This is a genomic window from Rhodococcus sp. NPDC057014 (genome assembly GCF_042673295.1).
Taxonomy (GTDB): Bacteria; Actinomycetota; Actinomycetes; order Mycobacteriales; family Mycobacteriaceae; genus Rhodococcus_F.
In genome coordinates this window covers 1-20930 of record NZ_JBHUSF010000081.1, presented here as the reverse complement: position 1 = coordinate 20930, position 20930 = coordinate 1, and the positions used below count along the sequence as shown (strand labels likewise).

19 protein-coding genes and 2 pseudogenes are annotated in these 20930 nt (G+C 68.0%); 12 read left to right on the top strand and 9 right to left on the bottom strand.

All coding sequences use genetic code 11. The features are described 5' to 3' along the window. Positions 1-190: 190 nt before the first annotated feature. The gene (locus tag ACFTZB_RS18015; RefSeq protein WP_378433326.1) at positions 191-907 is read left to right on the top strand and encodes a GAF and ANTAR domain-containing protein; all 717 of its coding nucleotides are present in this window, start codon (positions 191-193) and stop codon (positions 905-907) included. A gap of 186 nt (positions 908-1093) precedes the next feature. Here the strand turns inward: ACFTZB_RS18015 and ACFTZB_RS18010 are convergent. After that, positions 1094-2165: pseudogene (locus ACFTZB_RS18010) on the bottom strand (glutamate--cysteine ligase). Between the two features lie 250 nt (positions 2166-2415). Beyond that, positions 2416-2892, bottom strand: coding sequence for a DUF4383 domain-containing protein (locus ACFTZB_RS18005; protein WP_378433325.1), 477 nt, complete (start codon positions 2890-2892; stop codon positions 2416-2418). Between the two features lie 822 nt (positions 2893-3714). On the opposite strand from ACFTZB_RS18005, the gene ACFTZB_RS18000 reads away from it, so the two are divergent. The 3 genes from ACFTZB_RS18000 to ACFTZB_RS17990 all read left to right on the top strand — a co-directional run bounded on the left by ACFTZB_RS18000 (position 3715) and on the right by ACFTZB_RS17990 (position 5459). Next, a complete protein-coding gene (locus ACFTZB_RS18000) occupies positions 3715-4197 on the top strand; it encodes a CinA family protein (RefSeq protein WP_378433324.1) in 483 nt (160 codons plus the stop codon). A 30-nt stretch (positions 4198-4227) separates the two neighbouring features. After that, on the top strand, positions 4228-4881 hold the full coding sequence (locus tag ACFTZB_RS17995) for a HemK2/MTQ2 family protein methyltransferase (protein ID WP_378433323.1): 654 nt from the start codon (positions 4228-4230) through the stop codon (positions 4879-4881). A 272-nt stretch (positions 4882-5153) separates the two neighbouring features. Continuing rightward, entirely contained in the window at positions 5154-5459 is a 306-nt protein-coding gene (locus ACFTZB_RS17990) for an ANTAR domain-containing protein (RefSeq protein ID WP_378433322.1), read from the top strand. A 230-nt stretch (positions 5460-5689) separates the two neighbouring features. Here the strand turns inward: ACFTZB_RS17990 and ACFTZB_RS17985 are convergent, their stop codons facing one another. The 4 genes and pseudogenes from ACFTZB_RS17985 to ACFTZB_RS17970 all read right to left on the bottom strand — a co-directional run. Continuing rightward, positions 5690-6160, bottom strand: coding sequence for an SRPBCC family protein (locus ACFTZB_RS17985; protein ID WP_378433340.1), 471 nt, complete (start codon positions 6158-6160; stop codon positions 5690-5692). Between the two features lie 295 nt (positions 6161-6455). Beyond that, a complete protein-coding gene (locus ACFTZB_RS17980; RefSeq protein WP_378433321.1) occupies positions 6456-6626 on the bottom strand; it encodes a hypothetical protein in 171 nt (56 codons plus the stop codon). 843 nt (positions 6627-7469) lie between these two features. Then, positions 7470-8099: a hemerythrin domain-containing protein gene (locus tag ACFTZB_RS17975; RefSeq protein WP_378433320.1), complete on the bottom strand. Its 630-nt coding sequence runs from the start codon at positions 8097-8099 to the stop codon at positions 7470-7472. 168 nt (positions 8100-8267) lie between these two features. Then, a pseudogene (locus tag ACFTZB_RS17970) lies at positions 8268-8546 on the bottom strand (glycosyltransferase family 2 protein); the annotation flags it as partial. Between the two features lie 143 nt (positions 8547-8689). Here ACFTZB_RS17970 and ACFTZB_RS17965 point away from each other — a divergent pair. After that, positions 8690-10249 carry an FAD-dependent oxidoreductase gene (locus tag ACFTZB_RS17965; RefSeq protein ID WP_378433319.1) on the top strand — a complete coding sequence of 520 codons (1560 nt, stop codon included), beginning with the start codon at positions 8690-8692 and terminating at the stop codon, positions 10247-10249. Between the two features lie 121 nt (positions 10250-10370). Then, entirely contained in the window at positions 10371-11690 is a 1320-nt protein-coding gene (locus ACFTZB_RS17960; protein WP_378433318.1) for a UDP-glucose dehydrogenase family protein, read from the top strand. Between the two features lie 71 nt (positions 11691-11761). Here ACFTZB_RS17960 and ACFTZB_RS17955 read toward each other — a convergent pair whose 3' ends face one another. Both ACFTZB_RS17955 and ACFTZB_RS17950 read right to left on the bottom strand, forming a co-directional pair. Further along, the gene (locus tag ACFTZB_RS17955) at positions 11762-12436 is read right to left on the bottom strand and encodes a hypothetical protein (RefSeq protein WP_378433317.1); all 675 of its coding nucleotides are present in this window, start codon (positions 12434-12436) and stop codon (positions 11762-11764) included. Positions 12437-12511: 75 nt separating this feature from the next. Beyond that, entirely contained in the window at positions 12512-13012 is a 501-nt protein-coding gene (locus ACFTZB_RS17950; protein ID WP_378433316.1) for a hemerythrin domain-containing protein, read from the bottom strand. A 547-nt stretch (positions 13013-13559) separates the two neighbouring features. Here ACFTZB_RS17950 and ACFTZB_RS17945 point away from each other — a divergent pair. The 5 genes from ACFTZB_RS17945 (at position 13560) to ACFTZB_RS17925 (ending at position 17956) form a co-directional block, all read left to right on the top strand. After that, positions 13560-14612 carry a glycosyltransferase family 1 protein gene (locus tag ACFTZB_RS17945; protein WP_378433315.1) on the top strand — a complete coding sequence of 351 codons (1053 nt, stop codon included), beginning with the start codon at positions 13560-13562 and terminating at the stop codon, positions 14610-14612. Further along, entirely contained in the window at positions 14609-15727 is a 1119-nt protein-coding gene (locus tag ACFTZB_RS17940) for a glycosyltransferase family 4 protein (RefSeq protein WP_378433314.1), read from the top strand. The genes ACFTZB_RS17945 and ACFTZB_RS17940 overlap by 4 nt, the downstream gene beginning before the upstream one ends. Continuing rightward, a complete protein-coding gene (locus ACFTZB_RS17935) occupies positions 15724-16734 on the top strand; it encodes a glycosyltransferase (RefSeq protein WP_378433313.1) in 1011 nt (336 codons plus the stop codon). Before ACFTZB_RS17940 ends, ACFTZB_RS17935 begins: the two co-directional genes overlap by 4 nt. Then, entirely contained in the window at positions 16731-17561 is an 831-nt protein-coding gene (locus tag ACFTZB_RS17930) for a glycosyltransferase family 2 protein (protein WP_378433312.1), read from the top strand. Before ACFTZB_RS17935 ends, ACFTZB_RS17930 begins: the two co-directional genes overlap by 4 nt. A gap of 143 nt (positions 17562-17704) precedes the next feature. Beyond that, positions 17705-17956 carry a DUF6480 family protein gene (locus ACFTZB_RS17925; protein ID WP_378433311.1) on the top strand — a complete coding sequence of 84 codons (252 nt, stop codon included), beginning with the start codon at positions 17705-17707 and terminating at the stop codon, positions 17954-17956. Between the two features lie 466 nt (positions 17957-18422). On the opposite strand, the gene ACFTZB_RS17920 is transcribed toward ACFTZB_RS17925, so the two are convergent. Continuing rightward, a complete protein-coding gene (locus ACFTZB_RS17920) occupies positions 18423-19271 on the bottom strand; it encodes an SDR family oxidoreductase (RefSeq protein WP_378433310.1) in 849 nt (282 codons plus the stop codon). A gap of 243 nt (positions 19272-19514) precedes the next feature. Between ACFTZB_RS17920 and ACFTZB_RS17915 the strand changes: the two genes are divergently transcribed. Then, positions 19515-20621, top strand: a complete 1107-nt coding sequence (locus tag ACFTZB_RS17915) for an NAD-dependent epimerase/dehydratase family protein (RefSeq protein ID WP_378433309.1) — start codon at positions 19515-19517, stop codon at positions 20619-20621. Positions 20622-20930 lie beyond the last annotated feature (309 nt).

Sequence of the window (20930 nt, the reverse complement as noted above, 5' to 3'; positions counted from 1 at the left end):
ATTCGCGCCGAGGTTAGTGCCGCATCCTCGCCGCTGGTGTGGTGTCGGCTTCGAGCAGACCCTGCCGCCCGAGGGGCCTCTGCGCCGGTCGTCCCGGTCGGTCGCATCCGGAACTGTCGCATCAGGGCCGGTGAGGTGGTGGGATACGGTGACAACCACGCTCAACGGTGTGTGAGGAGGGTGGGTTCCGATGGAGCTGACCGCGGTTCCCGAACCGGTCAATCCGGCGACGGTGTTCGCGTCGCTGGCGGAGATCGTCTACAACAGGACCAGCGACGCCGAGGTGTACGGGGCGATCTGTGTGGCGGCGACGCTGCTGGTGCCCGGCTGCGACCACGCCAGTGTGATGCTCCGCCACGACGGCAGCTATGTCACGGTCGCTGCCAGCAGCGACGTCGCTCGCCGGGTCGATCACCTCGAACGCGTCGTCGGGCAGGGCCCCTGTGTCGATGCCATCGAGGACGAGGCCGCCCAGCTCGACCCGGACTTGGCCGCCGCCCCGACCTGGCCGACGTTGGCGGCGCGGGTGCTCGCCGAGACCCCGGTCCGCGGAACGATGGGGTTCCGGCTGCTGGTCGACGACCGCAAGGTCGGCGCGTTGAATCTGTTCACCGACACCGCGGGGATCTTCACCGACCCCGTCGCCGAGCAGGCGGTGCTGTTGGCGGCGTTCGCCGCGGTCACGGTGTCCGCGATCAGTAGCGGCGCCGAGGCCACCACCCTGCGGGCAGGTCTGGCCGGCAACCGGGAGATCGGCAAGGCCATCGGGTTGCTGATGGCCTTGCACAATATTTCCGAGGACGCCGCCTTCGACCTGCTGCGCCGCACCTCCCAGCAGATGAACATCAAGATCGCCGACCTCGCCCGCCGGGTGATCGACCAACATCGCGGCACGTCTGACCCGTGACCATCAGGGTGTGGGCTGCCGGCGCCGATGCCCACCTCGTTGACCGGTTCGTTCGCGTGCTGGCACTGGCCGAAATGGTGAACGTCTCTGCGGTGTCGATCGAATAGCGTTGCAGCAACATGTCTTTGGCCTGCTCGATCACATGAGGCGACGGAGTGACCGGTGACCGGTGTCCCCGCGGTCCCCTCACGCTGTGTCGGCGGTGTTGTGGATGAGCATGGCCAGGACGTCCGCAAGCGCCCCGTCCTGCAGGACGCGTCGTTGCCGGGCGGCACCGTTACCGGTGGCGAGGATCCGCAGAACCTCCGCCCGTGCCGGGATAGTCGCCCGCGGCCTCGAGGACGGGACGGATGTGGTCGAGCAGCCGGAGGATCGGTTCGGTCGGCCGGAACAAGGCACCCGGACGTGGGGTCGATACCGTGGCCGGTGATCCCGTTGCGGGCCGCGCGCCAGTACGCCGAGCGCAGCCGGTGCGGGTCCACTCGTGGCGCCGCCCGCCCGCCCCGTATCGCCTGCAGCGCGGCCGCGACCAGTGCCCGTACCAGGACGGCCAGCAGCACGGTTTCCTCCACTGTCGCCGGTACATCGGCCACCCGGACCTCCACGGTGGGCAGGTGCGCCGACACGCGCACGTCCCAGTAGATCATCGCCGGATCGAGTATCACCTCGTGCTCGAGCATTTCCGCCACTTCGGCGTCGTAGTGTCCCGCGGAGTCGAAGTACGGTGGCGGTCCGGCGCCCGGCCAGCGCGCCCACAGCATGTGCCGCCAGCTGGCGTATCCGGTATCGCGGCCCCCGATGATCGGGGAGTTCGCGGTCCGTGCCAGCAACGCCGGCAGCCAGGGACGCAGGTGGTTGCTGACCTGGACCGCCACCTCCCGATCGGGGATTCCGATGTGCACGTGGGCCCCGCAGATGACCTGCTCACCCAGCTGCCCGTAGTGGTCGGCGAGGCGTAGGTAGCGCGGCAGATCGGTGATCGATCGGGGTGGACGACCGAACGGAGGAACCCCGACCGCCAGCAGGGCGGCGCCGGACCGGGCCGCCGCGGCGGCCGTCAGCGCCCGTGCCGCCGCACCTCGGCCCGCAGATCCGCCAACTGGGTACAGACCGGTGTGGCCGTTTCGATCTGACACCGCGACAACTCGAGCTGCAGGTCGATGCCCAGCGCCTGTCCTGCGGCCGCGACGACAGAATTGCCGAGAAATGGGGCCCCGGAGTCGGGGTCGACGAGCACGAACTCCTCCTCGATCCCCATCGTCAGGCGCACCTCGGGCTCACCGATTCCGGTGAGATCGCCGGGATCCGCCGATGGTGTGATTGTCATCGCCCGCTCCTTCTGCCACCAACTGGCATCTTCTGCCGAGGGCGGGGGTTCCATCGGCCGGTGACCTTCGGAAGCTGCACGCGGCCGGGGACTCGCACGCGGTCCCGGCTCTGCACTCCGCGCTCGACGACCTCTTCCCGGACGGCAAGCCGGGCCGGTTTGCCGTCGCCCGCTTCGGGTTCTAGCGGGTGTAGGGGCTGGTCGCCGTCGTCGTGACCGGTGGCCCGATCTTGGTGGCGAGCAGACCGAGCGCGATCATCGCGACACCGAGGGCGAAGTGCAGCCAGTTGTCGGCGGTGTTGACCGGCACGAAGTTCGCGGCACTGTCCAGGTCGATGACGAGCCCGTAGACCCACAGCACCAGGTAGACGAGGCCGCCCACGATCAGGAACGCCTTCGCCGCACCCGCGGTGCGGGCCGCGGCGATACCGATGACACCGAACAGCAGATGCACGAGGTTGTGCAGGATGGAGACGTTGAAGATCCCGAGCAGTTGGGCGTCGGAATGGTGTCCGGCGAAGGTGAGGGTGTCGTAGCCGGTGGTGATGCCGGGGATGAACCCGAGAATCCCGACGAGCAGGAACACCGCGCCCACGAGAAGAGCGGCCCATTGCACCGGGGTGCGGGTTCTCGAATGCGCGATAGAGGATCCTGTCATGGCGTGCTCACCTGCTTTCTTGTACAAGGTTCGGTGGATCGAGCACCGCAGGGAACCGGCGCCGATCGTCGGTGCCCGTCGATTGCGTGTGCTGCCGTCTCCGGGTACCCCCTCACCTGAACCCGAACCCGCTCGTGGGTTTTCGGCGTTTACCCTCACGGGTATTCCCCTTTTCGGCCTCAGTCGACCAGGAAGGGCACACCGGTGATGATCCGCGTGGGTAGCGGGGCGTGGGAAGTTCGCTGCGACCGATGCGATCATCTGTATCGCACCGGAATCGAGGACCGGGGCGCCGCCACCGGGGCGGCACAGATCAATGGCTGGGCTGTCAACAACCTCACCCTGTGCCCGGGCTGTGCCACCACCGCAGGCGCGCACTACTGAGCGGCAGAACACGCTTGCCTCGGACGTCCCTCACCCCTCCTGCTTCGTTTCGGCCGTGACCTCCCTTTCCGTCGGCGGGGCCGTCCGGCGGCGGGTGAAGATTGTGGTCGGTCGTGGCTGGGTAACTCGGTACAGACGTCGTCGGCGCACCCCGGGACGCGGTGACGGCCAGGCTCCTCCGGTTCAGCCAGTAGCCGGCGGGGCCGCCGCACCACCGGACCTCCCTCGGCGCGTTCGAGTCGACGTCCACCGCTTTACCGCACGGGAAAACTACAGTCCGACAGAGCGCACCAAAGACGTTGCGTGGGAGAGACGGTGGAGGACAGATGCTCAATGTCGTGTTGTTGGTGATCGTGCTCGCAACAAGCCTGGCGGGGGTCTCCGCACTGCACCGTATCGGTCGCCACACCGCCCCGGACCCGGAGCGGGGTGCACCGCGTGGGTAGCTGCGAGGAGCAGGCGGAACGGATCTCGGCGACCGCACGCGCCGGGCGACTCACCATTGCCACCGCGGAATCGTTGACCGGCGGACGAATCTCCACCGTGCTCGGTGCCGCATCCGCCTCGTCCGAGTGGTATCGGGGCAGCATCGTCGCCTACGCCAGTTCCGTGAAACACGGACTATTGCAGGTCCCCGACGGCCCGGTGGTCAGCGAACCCAGTGCCCGCGCGATGGCGACCACGGTGGCCGAACTGCTCGGCGCGGACCTTGCGGTGGCGGTCACCGGAGTCGGTGGACCGGGGCCGCAGGACGGACAACCACCGGGCACGGTGTGGTTCGGGATCTTCACCGGCGGCGACACGCGCACCGAACTACGGCACTTCGACGGTGAGCCCGGCGAGGTGGTGGAGGCGACCACCGCCCATGCCCTGTTTTTGCTCGACGACGCACTCCGTCGAGTGACGCAGGCGCTCACATGATGTCGACCCAACAAGCGTGAGGAGCGCCTGATGCTGCTACGGATCCCGGGGGTGTATCCCCCACAGGACGATACGTGGCTGCTCGCCGGTACCCTGGTCGAACACCCTCTGACTCCGCTGACGCGGGTCCTCGACATCTGCACCGGCACCGGAGCGCTCGCCCTGCGAGCCGCCCAGCTCGGGGCGAGTTGTGTCACCGCGGTCGACATCTCCCGCCGCGCCGTGCTGACCGCACGACTCAACGCGCGGATCCACCGGCACACGATTCGGGTGCTGCAGGGCAACCTCACCGCCCCCGTCCGCGACGAAGACTTCGACCTGGTGATCTCCAACCCGCCCTACGTCCCCGCCCAGGATGACCGGCTTCCCGACACCGGCATGGCGCAGGCCTGGGACGCCGGCACCGACGGGCGAGCGCTGCTCGACCGGATCTGCGCCCAGGTCCCGGACGTCCTCGCACCCGGGGGAACACTGCTGCTCGCCCAGTCGGCACTGAGCGGGGCCGACAAGACTCAGGTCATGCTCGAGGAGCAGGGCTTACAGGTCGACGTCATCGCTCGGCAGGATATTCCCTTCGGACCCGTCCTGACCGCACGCCGGCACATGCTCACCGCCCGCGGAATCATCACCGCCGATCAGCGCACCGAAGAGATGGTGGTGATCCGCGGCCGACAACACCCCTGAACGCTGCACCGCGGGAATGCGATTCGAGCTGCACGCGTTCGACGACCCATCCCGGCTACTAGAGCCAGTTTCTCGACGAAGTGATCGGGGGACTCTGTGCTCAGCGGTGTCGGCCTGACACGCCGACGACCGTAGTACCGGAAGGCAATGCATGTGACCGTCCCCCCGCTCCTCTTTCTGCCCGGCCGCCCCGTGGGAGTCGCTGTGCTCCCTCCCGGGAACGAGGTCACCAGGTCGTTCGTCGGTCCCGAAGCGTGCTGGTCTCGGTCCCGATGACCGCGGTGCCGACCGGCTCATCGCTCCCCGAGCTGCATTTCCGCGCCCGACTCGAGGTGGCACAGCATCTGGTGATGCAGGCCCGCCACTGCAACGAAGATCAGGCGTTCGACGAACTCCTCGACGTCGCGACCCGGCACCATCTCGCTTTCCCGCATTTCGTCGAAGCGTTCAGCGAAATCCCTGCCCACGGAACTTGGTCATCACCGACCAACGACCGCTTCGACGCGCGGGCCGTCGCCATCGAGCACTGGCATCGGCTGTTCCGAGCCGACCCGGACGCAGGACGCAGCGCCTCATGACCCGCCACCGCGCCTCGTCCGGCACGGCGAGATCACCATCCTGATGGACCGGAACTTCCCGCACCGGGGGCAACGCGCCAGGATGTGAACGTTTGAGTGAATCTCATTCATACGCAGACAGATTGAAGCCAAATGCCACATCCACGAGCGGAACGATACGCCGCCGTCATCGAGTACAGTGCGTGACCTCACCGAAGCACATGCGGCCAGAAAGTTCTGGACATGTTCGGCTACGGGTGCGCGCGCGGCTCAGTGGCCTGTCGATGTGCGTGATGTTCGGCGATCAAGGTCAGGCGGCGTAAACATTCGCGGTTGCGTGGATAGACGAAAGTGTCGTGCACCTTTCGTGGTATTCGGTTGAACGGGGGGTGGGCGACCATCTCGGACATCTCGAGGTGGCAACCGGTGCCGCGCGGTTCGAGGAGCACCGTCACCTCCGCCTGGCTCGCCGGTAACGCGCGGGCCAGCAACCGCAGTTCCCGTTCCGCAACGGCCGAGAGGACCTCGGTGTTGTCGTTGAGCAGCGCAGGCCACAGCCCCACCGAGTGGTGGAGGCGACTGCCCACCGCCGGCCAGTCTTCGTCGACGGCCCGCATCCGCGCCGCCCCGACCACCCATACCGGGTACATCCACCCGTCGGACAGCACCGACCACACCCTGGCTGCGGACGCCGTCGTGTCGCACTGAGCTCTGATGTCGATCACTCCTTCGGGAGGAACCTTCTTCCGCGCGTACCCGCCAGCGAGGCTCCACAATCATCGTCCCCGGGCCTGTCCGTGCTTGCACGCCAGTGCGGCGGTCATCCCGTCGAGGGTGCGCTGCCGGCATGCTCTGCTGCCGCGCGGTCCGTTCTCCTCCCGCACCCTCCGCGCCGCCCCGGTCGAAGCCGTGACAATGGGCCCAGATCGGCCTCGAATCTGTCGTCACTACCCTGGACTTGGCCCAGCCCCGCAGCTGGGCACGTCGTCCTTGTGCGCGGTTTGTGACGTCACGCGGTCAGGTCCGGGGGATCGGGGCGTCGGCGTCGAGGAGGAAGTCGAGCCAGATCAGGGCGTCGGCGAGCAAGGTGGCCCGCTGCACGGGGTCCGGGTGCCGTCCGGCCGCTTCGAGCCGCTTCCGACGTGCCTCGGGGTCGTCGGCCAGGAACAACCCGGCGGTCCGCAGCACCCACCCAGTCCCGGGATTGGGGTAGGTGGGCGGGGTCGACCTCGTCGCCGTTCCTGCGGTGTATGGCCAGGGCGAACTCCTGTCCCGGCGGCGCGGTCCCGAGACGGGCCACGACCACGTCGGTGATGGCCGGGATGACCCATGCCAGTACCTGCTCGTAGTCCGGGTATCGGGAGCCGGGATGCGGGTTGCAGGCCATCGCCGAACGCATGCGAGAGTGTGGCCGTGTCGCGGTCCACCAGCGTCATCAATCGTCCACCGATGACTGCTGCGTCGAACGGCTGCTCCGATTCCGATGCCATGGGTATCGAGTGCCCCGCCGTGCTGACATGCACACCGCGGGCTGTGGGCCCAGGGGCGGCGTCGCCTGCATCGCGAAAACCCCGCCCACCGCGGGAGTCATCGCGAGGAGCCGGCTTCGCGATCGATCACGTGCACCGCGACCTCGTCGAGTTAGGAGGTTGGTGTGCTGGGACTGTGCGCTCGACGATTCACACCCGATCCCCGGGCCTCTGCTGTCCCCCTTATGAACCGTGCCGCGTCCATCAGCTCCACCGAGTCCTCACCCCACTCCCGTTTGAGCTCGGAGACCGTGACGTCGCGTCCTTGGTAACGCACCAGGAAGTCATGCACCCCGTGTCCGTGCACCGCCCCGGGGCGAACGTACTTCGCGACCACGACCGTCTCGACGACCACACCGCTCGAACGCCGGATACGGAACAGCCCGGGCGTGCCCACCGGGACGCATGCGAATGGGCCCACTCCCGCCATTTTCCCTCCCTCTGTCGGCCGGGCGAGAGTACCGGACCCCGCCGGCGGCATCCGTCCATGGCTGGCGTGTGTTCACCGGGTCGGCGAGCCGGCCGCGCCGCGGTGCCCGCGGCCGGTGACGGCGTCGCGCATCCGATCGAGCAGCCCGGTGATCGGGCCCGGGTTCTTCTCTCCAGGCCCGGTGTGGGAAGCGGAGGGGTGCGGGCGGGTCGGCGCGAGCTTCTTGGCCGCTTCCACCTTGGTGCCCAGCTCGACGAGTTCCTCGGAGCTGAAAATTCGGCGTAGGTCCGCAAACATCCGCCCCTCGTCGTCGGCGACATGCTCCCGGATCTGCCGCATCAAGGTGGCGAGTTCGGTGTCGAACTGCGGTGTTCCTGCGGCCAGTTTTTCGAGCCGTTTCATCGTGTCCTCGGCCTCGGCGTGTGCATCCAGCCCCCGTTGCGCCTCGGCGTCACCGATCTTGCTTCGCACCGCCGGATACACCTCGGCTTCCTCGGTCACCAGATGCTGGACCCACTCGATGGTGACCTGGTCCACTACGTCCTGGCGGCGGGCCCGATCATCGGAGCCGGTGAGGGATTCGAGTTCGGCGAACATCCGTTCCACCTCGCGATGATCCTGCGTCAGGATCTCGATGACATCACGCTGCTGATCGGCCATAATCTTCTTCTCCACCGCCGAGAACGGGTAACTCTGACGCACGAGATGCGCTTCATGCAGCGAGTACCCCCGGCCAAGTCCGCGAACCGGACAAGGCTCGGGCTGAGCGGGACCCGGGGGTGCGGGGCGAGGACGTCGTGCGGGTGGGTCAGGGCCGTCGATGATTGACGGGCGGTGTGTCTTCTTCGTCGGCGCCGGTGCGGTGGGTGCTCAGATGGTTCCGTGGTCGGTGCGGGCCCATTGCCGCCGGTAAGGGTCGTAGCGGATCAGTCCGCGGTCGGCGAAGGAGTTCAGCCAGCCGTGCATCGGCCACCAGCCCCAACGGCGGTGGAAGGTGGCGGCGTTGGCGAAAATCTCGTCGAGGTGCTCGACCGGCGGGTCGGACACCGGACGGTGCTGGTGGAAGGCGTGGGCGCCGCCGACCCAGCGCAGCCCGATGTTGTGTGGTGCGGCAAGCTGCGCGAAATCGGTGTCCTCGCCGCCGTAGCCGCGGACGCCGCCGTGTCGCACCGCGCTCTGATAGGCGATCACTTCCCTCACCCGATGGTGGACGGAACCTGCTTGGGCACGCACCGCCCTCACCACGCCGGTCACCGGGTTTCGGCTTCCCCGGGGACGGGCAAACGCGGTGCATGACTTCGTTGTGGCGTGACCGCGCGTTCGCATCTTCCTCCCTTCCCCACGCCGCGGCCACGACGGCGGCGTCCGGGGATGAATATGACACCGTGGTGGTGGGCGCGGGACTGACCGGGCTCACGACCGGGTTGCTTCTCGCCCGCGCCGGACAGCGAGTCGCCGTCGTCGAAGCGCGCACCGCCGGCGCTGTCACCACCGGAAATACAACCGGCAAGGTCAGCCTGCTGCAGGGCACCCGAATGAGCCAGATCGCGCGCAGGCACTCGCCGGGCGTTCTCCGGTCCTACGTCGAGGGGAACCTCGAGGGGCAGCAGTGGCTGCTCCGGTACTGCACCGAACGGAACGTGCCGTTCGAGGCCGAACCGGCGATCACCTACGCCCAGCAGCCCTCGGCCACCGACAGCGTGCGCGCCGAGTACGACGCATGCCGGGCGGCCGGGCTCGGCGTCCACTTCGTGCCCGACATCGACCTTCCGGTGCCCTGCTCGGGTGCCGTCGTTCTCGACGGGCAGGCCCAGCTCGACCCAATGCCCGTGCTGGTCGCCCTGGCACGCGACCTGGCATCGCACGGCGGTGTCCTGGTCGAGCATCGCCGGGTCACGCAGGTGCGCAGCGCAGGACGGGCACGCTACCGGTTGGTGACCGAGCACGGCGATCTCACCTCCGGCCGGGTGGTGCTCGCCACCGGAATCCCGATCCTCGACCGGGGCGGATTCTTCGCGCGGCTGGTCCCGGAACGCTCCTACGCTCTGGCCTTCGCGATGCCGGACGGGGCACCGGGCGGCATGTACCTGTCGGCGGACTCCCCGACCCGGTCCCTGCGACCGGCCGACGACAGACAGCTCCTCCTCGTCGGGGGCAACAGTCACGTCGTGGGCCGCTCACCCTCGCCGCAGCAGGCCCTCGACGACCTCGTCGACTGGACCCGCCGGCACTTCCCCGGCGCCGAACCGACCCACCGCTGGTCCGCCCAGGACTACACGTCCCTCGACGCACTGCCCTACGTCGGACCGCTCGTGCCCGGCCGGGCCGGGATCCTCGTCGCCACCGGCTACGGGAAATGGGGCCTGACCAACGGCGTCGCCGCCGCGCTCGCCCTCACCGACCGCATCCTGCACGGGCACCTGCGGTGGGCCGACGCGTTCACCAGCTGGTCCCCCACCCAGCTGTTCGACCTTCCCTCGGCGGTCAAGACCAACGGGGAGGTCGCCTTTCAGCTGGCCACCGGCTGGACGAAGGCAATCCTGCACGGCGGCAGGGGAAACGGTGCCCGCCCCGCCGAGACCGACTCGGGAACCGTCGTACGCGACGGCGTGCGCCCGGTCGGCGTCTGCACGGTCAACGGACGAACGATCAGGGTCGGCGCGGTGTGCCCACACCTGGGCGGAGTGCTGCGGTGGAACGACGCCGAAAAGTCGTGGGACTGCCCCCTGCACGGATCCCGCTTCGACGCGGACGGCACCGTCCTGGAAGGTCCGGCGACCCACGACCTGCCGCGCCTCGACACCTCGCCGCAGCCCACCCTATGCCCCATCGACGACGAACGGAGACCGTGATCGTGCGGTCCCGATGCCACGTGTTCCCGCCGGACCCGGATCTCGCCGAGACCGGTGACGTCGCAGTCCCCCCGAGCGCGCTCGACGGCGACGGCGCAGCACTCCGGAATGGTGGGTAACGATGAGAATCGCAGTGTTCGGTGCCGGATACCTCGGTGCGACTCATGCCGCGTGTCTGGCCGAGCTCGGGCACGAGGTGCTGGCAGTCGACGTCGACCCGGCGAAGCTGGCGACACTCGACGCCGGGGAGGTGCCGTTCTACGAACCCGGACTCGCGGACGTGCTCCGCCGCCACGTCGCGGCAGGTCGGTTGCGCTTCACCTCCTCGTACGAGCAGGCCGCCGCGTTCACCGGTGTGTATTTCCTGTGCGTCGGCACCCCGCAGAAGAAGGGCGAGTTCGCCGCCGACCTCCGGTCCGTGGACACGGTCATCGACACTCTCGCGCCCCTGGTCACCGGTCCCGCGGTGATCTTCGGCAAGTCCACCGTGCCGGTGGGGACCGCGCAGCGGCTCGGCGCCCGCGCCCGAGAGCTGTCACCGGCCGGGACCGAACTGGAGGTGGCGTGGAACCCGGAGTTCCTGCGGGAGGGATTCGCCGTCCAGGACACCCTGCACCCGGACCGGCTGGTGCTCGGGATCGACCGCCACCGACCCGGCCGGGCAGAAGCGGTGGCACGCGAGGTGTACGCGCAACTGCTGGCCCAGGACGTCCCCTTCCTGATCACCGATCTGGCCACCGCCGAGCTGGTGAAGACGGCCGCCAACGCCTTCCTCGCCACCAAAGTCTCGTTCATCAACGCGATCTCCGAGGTGTGCGAGGCCGCCGGCGCCGACGTCACCGTGCTCGCCGACGCGCTCGGGTACGACGCCCGCATCGGCCGCCGCTTCCTCGACGCCGGAATCGGGTTCGGCGGCGGGTGCCTGCCGAAGGACATCAGGGCGTTCATGGCCCGGGCCGGCGAACTCGGCGCCGACCAGGCACTCACCTTCCTCCGGGAGGTCGACACCATCAACATGCGGCGCCGCACCCGGATGGTCGAACTCGTCCGGCACACCTGCGGCTCGCTCCTCGGTGTGCGGGTCGCGGTCCTGGGTGCAGCGTTCAAGCCGGACTCCGACGACGTCCGGGATTCGCCCGCACTGAATATTGCCGGACAGATTCAGCTGCAGGGCGCGTCCGTGAACGTCTACGACCCGAAGGCGATGACCAACTCGCGCGCACTGTTCCCGACGCTCGGCTACGCACCGACCGCTGCGGACGCGTGCCAGGGCGCCGACGTGGTCCTGGTGCTCACCGAGTGGTCGGAGTTCCGCAAACTGCAACCGGCCGACCTGGATGCGCTCGTACGCAACAAGGTGCTGATCGACGGCCGCAATTGCCTCCACCCCCCGCAGTGGCGCGATGCGGGATGGACCTATCACGGACTCGGACGACCATGACACGCTCCCGTGCCCCGGATCGTGTACGAGCACGAACTACAGTTGCAGCTAGACACTCGCGGCCGGAGTACCTACGGGGACCGGTCGGCGCGGCCGCGCCGACTTCCCCGATACGCCCCGACCCGAACCGCTGCGAGCCATCCGGGCCGCAGCACCAACTGCGGTGGACAGTTCAGTACCGGGTCGAAGGTCGGGTGCTCGTCGTCGGGCAGTTCCTGCACCTGCGTCAACGTCACCTGCCCGGCCGGGACGGGGGAACCGGTCAACGACACCAGCTCGATCCTGAACCTCAGTGGCACGCCCCGGATCGCGTCGCGTAGCGCATCGCGCGTGGGCGACGCCGGGTGCGTGCCGATCGGGACGGCCAGGACCCATCTGGTGTCCGCACCGTTCGACGAATAGGGCATCAGGCTGCTGTAGCGGGCGCTGTTCCAGCCCCGAGCGGGAAGGGGCAGGATCCGGGTCACCGCCGAGGTGCCGGAGCTGGCGAGCAGCAGATCCCACTCGGTGCCGACCGGATCAAGCGGAATCTTCAGGGCAAGTCCGAGCACGTCCGGCACACCGGTCGGTGTCCCCACTCCGCCGGACAGCCTCGCCATCACCGGGGTGGGGGTCCCCGACTCCAGCGGCCACCACCGGCCGTGCAACTCGATGTGGCCGGTGGCGACCAGGCCACGTGGATGGAAGACCCGGGCGCCGCCGCGCAACACGGCGGCGACCCGAAACGGCTCCCCCACCAGCACCATCCGCACCGCCTTTCGGGCCTGCTCTGCCACATCCCCCGATCGCGTACCCTTCCCTCGGTCCGCCTACTCGATCCCCTACTTCAGGACGGCGTCGACCGTCTTCTTCAGCGCCGACGGCTGGGCGGGCGTGGTCGGCGCCTTCTCCTTCAGTTCCAGCAACCCTTTACCGATTTCCTGAAGTTTCTTCCGCCCCAACTCTTCTCGCACCTTGGGGAACCACTCCTGCTCCTCCTCGTCGATGTGGTGTTCGACGTTCTCGATCAGCACGGTGGTCTTCGCATCGAACCGCTCGTCGTCCGGTGTCATCGCTGCCAGTTCGACGACCAGCACATCGGCGACGTGGTGTTCTTCGTAGGATTCGAGGATGTCGTCCTCGAGGTCCGGGGCCAGCTCCCGGACCTTCGGGTACATGCCTTCGTTCTCGATGTAGGTGTGCACCGTCAGGGCCTCGATGATCTGATTCACGATGCGGCCCTTCTCCGCCTCCGCACCCGATCCGGCACCGCGGAAATCGCGGAACAGTTTCCGGATCTGTTTGTGGTCGTTCTTCAGCAGCACGATCGCATCGGTCGACATGACTACCTCACATAGGTCGGGTGACGTGCATCGCCGGTTACAGTGCACACGGCAGTGTCGTCCTACCGAGTTACCCCACTCGCCAGCATTGTTAACGGGGTGTGTCGAATCTGGAGAACGCACGCCCGCCGGTGCTGGGTACTGCTATCGAAATTCTGCGCGTGACCAGAACCGGTTTCGTCCGAGCCCAGCCGCGGTTGCTCGGTACGCGGCCTCGAGGGTCTCTGGGATTCGTCGCTCACGGGGTGGGGTAATCGCAGACGACCGGGGGCACAGGTGCGCAGAATTCGGCTTGACGGGTGCAAAGGAGTGAGTTCGTGGCAGAACAGCCAGGACCCGATGGGCAGAGCCGCGGAGATCGTGCACAGGTGAGAGTGGACGGTACCCACCCCATTCCTCTGGTCGAACCCGGGCCCGAGAGTCACTCCACCCGTGTCGTGCACTTGCATACCGCTGGTTTTCGGACGGATCGACTCGTCAATTTCTCAGGCGCCTTCGACGGCATCGGACATTCGAACACCACATTGCTCGCCGTGAAGGTGAACGGATGATCCGGGTCGCGTCGGTGCCGGGATCGCACGTCTATGTTCGACATCTCGCCGATCCGGAACACCGCGATCAGGTGGTGCGGCTGCATGACCCGGTCCCGGCGGATGGGCGAAAGGTTCCGGGAGGGTGGTGGCCGCCTTTGATGCTCGATCCGATGTGGATCAGACGGCACCACACAGAATTCGACGTGTTCCACATACATTTCGGTTTCGACGCTATCGATCCCGCCCTGATGAAGGATGTTCTCCACGAGTTGTCCGTTCGGCGTATCCCGGTGGTGTACACCGTCCACGACCTGCGCAACCCGCACCAACCCGATCCCGAACCCCACCTCGAACTCCTCGATGTGCTGATCCCCGCCGCCGCGCAGGTGATCACCCTCACCCCGGGTGCCGCGGCGGTGATCGCTCGGAACTGGGATCGCACGGCCACGGTGCTCGAACACCCGCACGTGGTCGAGCGCACGTTGATCGACCGTCCCCGGCCACGCCGCGACGAGTTCGTGATCGGGGTACATGTGAAAAGCCTGCGCGCGAACATGGATCCGTTTCCCGTCCTCGACGCACTGTCCGAGACCGTGCTGGACCTCGAGGGTGCGCGGCTGCAGGTCGACGTCCACGACGAGATCTTCGATCCCGACAATCATTGGTATGCCCCCGATACCGGTGCGCGTCTTCTGCGCTACCGGGACCGGGATCGTGTCGACGTCCGGGTCCACCCGTACTTCTCGGACGCCCAACTCTGGGATTATCTGTCGTCGCTGTCGGTGTCGGTGCTGCCGTACCGGTTCGGTACGCACTCGGGCTGGCTCGAGGCCTGTTACGACCTCGGCACCGCGGTCGCCGCCCCGAGCTGCGGCTTCTACGGGCAGCAACAGGACTGCGCGGTCTTCGGGTTCGACGACACCCATTTCGATGCGGTGTCACTTCACCGGTGCATCCGCGCACTCCATGGTGCTGCCCCGGCGCGGGCGAGGTGGGCCGAACGCGCGTCGCAGCGGCGGGGGTTGGCCCACGCACACCGCGACGTCTATGAGCGGGCACTGTCATGACCGCGGCACCCCTGCGGATCGCGTTTCTCGCGTCCTCCCGATTCCCGATCCGGCAACCGTTCGCCGGCGGCCTCGAATCGCACGTGTGGTATCTGGCCCGCGCCCTGGCCGCGGACGGACACCGGGTGACGTTGTTCGCCGGCGCAGGCTCCGATCCGGCACTGGGCTGCACTCACCTCGACGTCCGGACGTTCGAGCTGAGCGCGGCGGCCCGCGCCGACGCCTCCATGCCGTCGGTCCAGTTCATGGCCGAACATCACGCCTATCTGCAACTGATGCTCGACCTCGCCGGACCCTTGGCGGGTGCGTTCGACGTGATCCACAACCACAGCCTGCACTACCTGCCGGTGGCCATGGCCGCCACCGTCCCCACCCCGATTCTGTGCACCCTGCACACCCCGCCCACACCGTGGCTCGAGTCGGCACTCGCGGTCAGTGGCGGGCAGGGTGCCCACTTCGCGGCGGTGAGCGCCCACACCGCCGCCTCCTGGCGGCACGCGGTCGGCGAGATCGAGGTCATCCGCAATGGAGTCGATCTCGCCGACTGGCCGGTCGGCGACGGGGGCGACCGACTGATCTGGTTCGGCCGACTGGTGCCGGAAAAAGGTGCCCACCTCGCGATCACCGCCGCACGGCGCGCCGGATTCCCTCTCGTGCTGGCCGGCCCGGTCAGCGACCCGGACTACTTCGAACGCTCCATCCGACCCCTCCTGAACCGGGACGTCGTCTACCTCGGCCACCTCGGCCAGGTCGCGCTGGCCGCCGAAATCGGCCGGTCCGCAGCCGCGCTGGTGACACCGGTATGGGACGAGCCCTACGGCCTGGTGGTCGCCGAAGCACTCGCCTGCTCCACCCCCGTCGCCGCGTTCGCCCGGGGTGGAATTCCTGAAGTACTGACCCCGGACTGCGGCCGACTGGTCCCCCCCGACGACCTCGATGCCCTGGTGGCGGCGATCCCACAGACCGTGGCACTGTCCCGCGCAGCGGCACGCAACCGGGCCGAGGAACACTGTTCCGAACGCACGATGATCGACGCGTACGTCGGCACCTACCGGCGTCTGATTCGGCGGCCACGCCACGGAAAGCCGCCGAGCCTCGACCGGGTGCCGTCGTGATCGGCTACTACATTCATCATCACGGGCAGGGACACCGGGCGCGGGCGGCGAGCATCTGCTCCGCCCTCGCCACTGCCGTCACCGCGCTCTCCTCTGCACCCCTCCCCCCCTCCCCGGCAAAATGTTTCGCCGATGCCATCCGTCTGCCCCGAGACGACCGGGGCGGGCCGCCCGTGGATCCGACGGCCCACGAGACCCTGCACTGGGCACCGCTGCTGGATCGGGGGCTGCAATCGCGGATGAGCCGCATCGCCACCTGGATCGAATCCACCCGGCCGAGCCTGATGGTGGTCGACGTCTCGGTGGAAGCGGCCGTCTTCGTCCGGCTCCTGGGCGTGCCGGTCGTGGTCATGGCCATGCCGGGAGACCGCACCGACTCGGCACATCGCCTGGGATATCAACTGGCCGAGCACATCATCTCGGCGTGGCCTCAAGAGATCTACGACCCGACGTGGCTGCAGGAATTCGCGCACAAGACCACTTTCGTGGGCGGGATCAGCCGGTTCGACGGCCGCGCGTGCGCCGACCCCCCGCCATCCGGGCGGCCCCAGGTGTTGGTGCTCAGCGGGACCGGCGGATCGAGTCTGACGATGGACGACATCCGGCGGTGCGCCCAACAGCACCGGGGATACCGGTGGCAGGCGCTCGGGGTTCCGGGAGCGCCCTGGACGGACGACCCGTGGCCGCAGTTAAGCAGCGCCGACGTCGTCATCTCTCATGCGGGTCAGAACGCCGTGGCCGATATCGCTACCGCCCGCCGCCCGGCGATCATCATCGCCCAGGAGCGTCCGTTCGACGAACAGCAGGCCATCGCGGCGGCGCTCGCAGCCCACGGGCTCGCCGTGTCGGTGCCGCAGTGGCCGCCGGTGACCGCGTGGCCGCACCTGATCGAGACCGCCCTCGCCCTGGGCGGGGGGCGGTGGCCGCGCTGGCAGACCGCGGGGGCGGCCGCACGCGCGGCAGCGGTCATCGACACGCTCGCCAAACAATCCGAGTCCTCCCGATGAGGACCGCGGTCGTCACCATCGCCGCGCACCGGGACACCCATCTGCGGCTTCACCTGCGGTCGCTGGCACGCAGCACCGTGCCCCCCTATGAGCATGTGGTCGTCGCGATCGGCGACCCCGCGGTGGCCGAGGTCGTGGCCTCCGAGGACAGCACCGCGCGACTGGTGTGGATCGAGCACGATCGGGGCCCTCTGCCGCTGGCCCTCGCCCGCAACGCCGGTGCCACCACTGCCCTGGCCGGGGGTGCCGAACTGCTCGTCTTCCTGGACGTGGACTGCATCGCCGGTACCGCCATGCTCGAGCGATATGCCGACGCTGCGGGGCAACGGCGCCATCACCATGCCCTGCTCTGCGGCCCCGTCACCTATCTACCGCCCCCCGGACCGGCCGGATACGACCTCGATGGTGTCCACGAACTTCGCCGCCCGCACCCGGCACGTCCCGCCCCACCGGCGGGAACCGTGCTGATCGGGTCCGATTACGACCTGTTCTGGTCATTGTCGTTCGCCGTCACCGCCACCACCTGGGACCGGATCGGCGGTTTCTGCACCGACTACACCGGTTACGGCGGGGAAGACACCGACCTCGCGCAGACCGCCGCCGCGGCAAGGGTGGGTCTGCGGTGGGTGGGCGGCGCCGACGCGTTTCACCAGTACCATCCCGTGTCCGATCCCCCGGTCGAGCACCTCGCCGACATCCTCACCAACGCCGAACTCTTTCACCGTCGCTGGCACCGATGGCCCATGCGCGGATGGCTACGCGCCTTCGAGAAACGGGGACTGATCACCTACGACCCCCGCCACCGGCGGTGGGTCGAGTCGGCGTGAGCCCGAGACCGCCTCGCCGCATCGATCACTCATCCCTCCGGGCGAAGCCGCCGTATGTGCGTCGCGAATCCGGGTACCCCTATCCCATAAACCGTCCGTCCGCCCGACGGACGGATGGCAGTACGCCACGAAGGGGGCGCTTCATGTCGACCGCTCAACCTCCGGACCCCGATCCGGCGAACACTTCCGATCTCGAGCCGGGCGGCGGTGTCCCGCCGGGCTCGACCCCGCCCGACGCCGCACAGACGTCAAGGGTGTCCGAGCACGAACCGCGCACAAGTTGGTCGTTTCCACCCACAGGCATTGCCACCATGGTGGTCATCGGCGTGATCGCCGTCGTATTCGTGGCGATCGCCATCCTGCTCATACTCGACATCGCGGGAGTCTTCGATTGACCTTGCGCAGGTAAACCAAACGGCCGCCGCGGCGGAAATCGCAGGCTATCGGTGCGATCCATGCAGGAGCACTCGAATCTCGGCCGAGACCGAGCGCGGATCTTCACAGAGGTCTGCGCTGCAGTCCCGCCACGTCACCGCGATCAGATGCGCACCACCACAGTGAACGCGGATACCGCGGCACGGACCCGCAACCAGTCCCCGCCACAGTGAGGGAGCCGGAAGAAAGTGGCGCGAGAGACGTGACCGCCGTGAATGTCTCGTAGGAAGCGGCGCTATCGGGGTGTCGGAGGGCAACACCAGCCCATGCGCAGTCCCCGACGAGTTCGTCCTCGCGATATCCGACGGGTGCGGCGAACGCCGGGTGGGTGACGGGTAACCCGCGGTGTTCGTCGAACACGACTTCCTGTCCACTCGACACTTTTTCGAAGGTCCCGCACGACTTTTTCGAAGGTCCCGCACGCCGTCAGCCCGGCAGTGTCTCGCCACCCAGTGGGGCGAGCACTTCCCCGGAGTAGTAGGAGGACAGCAGACCGGACGCGAAGAACACGTAGGACGGGGCGATCTCGTCGGGCTGCGCGGCCCGCACGTAGGGGGCCTGCTTCCCGAACTCGGCGACCTTCTCCTCGTCCATGGTCGCCGGAATCAGTGGGGTCCAGACCGGCCCGGGGGCAACACAATTGACCCGAATTCCGCGGTCCAGCAGGGTCTGAGCCAACGAATACGTCAATGCCGTCACCGCACCCTTGGTCGCGGAATAGTCGATCAGCGACTTGTTCCCGCGCAGCCCGTTGACCGAACCGGTGTTGATGATCGCCGAGCCCCGGCCGAGATGCGGTACCGCTGCCTTGCTCACGTGGAAGTAGCTGTCGATGTTCACCGAGAACGTGTGCCGCCACTGCTCCTCGGACAACTCGAGGAAGTCGTCGACCGGTTCCTGGTAGGCGACGTTGTTGACGACGATGTCGAGTCCGCCCAGTTCGGCGACCGTGCGGGCGACCACGTCACGGCAGTGCTCCGCCGAGGCCAGGTCGCCGGCGAAGGTGCGGCAGCGTCGCCCCTGCCTTTCGATCAGATCGGCCGTGTGCGCCGCGTCGTCGCTCTCCTCGAGGTAGGCGATCGCCACGTCGGCGCCCTCTTTCGCGAACGCCACCGCCACGGCGCGGCCGATCCCCGAATCACCCCCGGTGACCAGCGCCCGTTTGTCTTTCAGAAATTCGTTACCCCGGTACGCGCGCATCTCGTCCTGCGGTTCTTCCGCCATGTCCGCGGTGCGGCCGGGATAGTCGATGGTGTGCGGGGTATGTTCGCTCATGCACCTCTCCGATCAATGGCACGTCACGGGTCGGGTACCCGCCCACGAAATGGTGAATCGGTGGCCGCCCCGCCCCGCAGCAGCAAGTGGTCGTGGGTGATCCTCCTGTTTCCCTGTCGGCCCACGGGGACGCCCGCGTCGATCCGGAGGTACTCGATGACTCTGACCGCCACAGGCGCCAATCACCCTTTTCCGTCCGATGAGCGCACCGGTTCGATCGGCCGCCGACGGGACCGGTAGCCGATGCACGCTTCCCGCAAAGTCGTGATCACCGGCGCCAGCGGAAATGTCGGCACCGCGCTTCTCCGTCTCCTCGCGGCGCAGGAACCCGGGACCGCGGTGACCGGGATCGCCCGCCGAACGCCCCCGCACACCCCTCCCTACACGCGAGCGCACTGGCACGAGATCGACCTGGCCCGCGACGACGCGCACACCGCGCTCGTCCCGGTGCTCGAGGGTGCCGACGCCGTGGTCCATCTGGCGATCGCATTCCAACCGGCCCGAGACCGCGACTACCTGAGGAGAACAGCGGTCGCCGGGACCCGCGCGGTCGCGCGGGCAGCACGCGATGCCCGAGTGGGCCACCTGGTCCACCTCTCGTCGGCGGCGGTGTACTCCCCCGGCGCCTACGGCGTGCCGGTGTCCGAACAGTGGCCCCGTCGAGGCATTCCGCGATCGATCTACAGCGCCGACAAAGTCGCCGAGGAGGACGTCCTCGACGAAATCGAAACCGCAGCTACAGCCGACGGGCAGGCTCCTCTCCTTGTCACCCGGCTACGTCCGGGCCTGATCGCCCAGCACGACGAGGCCACCGCGCTGCTGCGGTACGCGGCACCGAGCTATCTGCCACGAACCCTGTCCCAGCGGATACCGGCACTTCCGGTCCTCCCCCTCGATCGCACCCTCTCACTTCCCGTCGTGCACACCGAGGACGTCGCCGACGCCGTGATCAAAGCCCTCGCCCAGCGGGCGCCCGGGCCGTTCAACATCGCCGCCGACGAACCCCTGACCGCGGACCTGCTCCGCGACGCCTTCGACGCCCACCTCGTGCACCTTCCCGCACCGGCATTGAGCATCATCACCAACCTCGCGTGGACGCTGCATCTTTCACCAGTCCATCGAGGATGGATCGATCTCGCCTACGCCACACCCCTCGTCGAATGCTCCCGAGCCCGCGCCCAACTCGGCTGGCACCCGCGGCACGACACCGAGTCGGTGATTCGCGAACTCGTCGCCGGGATCCGGGAACGCTCGCGCAGCAGCAGCGCTGTCCTTAGCGAACGCTCACCGGCAGCACGGCTGCGGAAACTCCTCACCTCGGGACCGGTGACGAGACGAAAACTGCCGTAACAGCACCAGTGTGGATCCCGGTCATGCGAGCCTCGGTCGTGAAATCGACAGTGGTGCACAGACGTTGAGGATTTGGCCGGAGCCTTCGATCGGCGTGACCGCAGACGGCTGCGGTGGTGGGGCCAGGCTCGGTGACGCCCGGCTGGATCTAAGGACAGTGGACAAGACACCGCGAGAGCGCGGTACGTCCCGGCGGACGACTCTCGACTGGTGGACCACACGGTGTTGCGAGTTCACCCCGCGGCGACTGGGTACCCGGACCGCATGGATCAGTCACACGCACCGATGTTGGAGGCACTGGCCGACTAC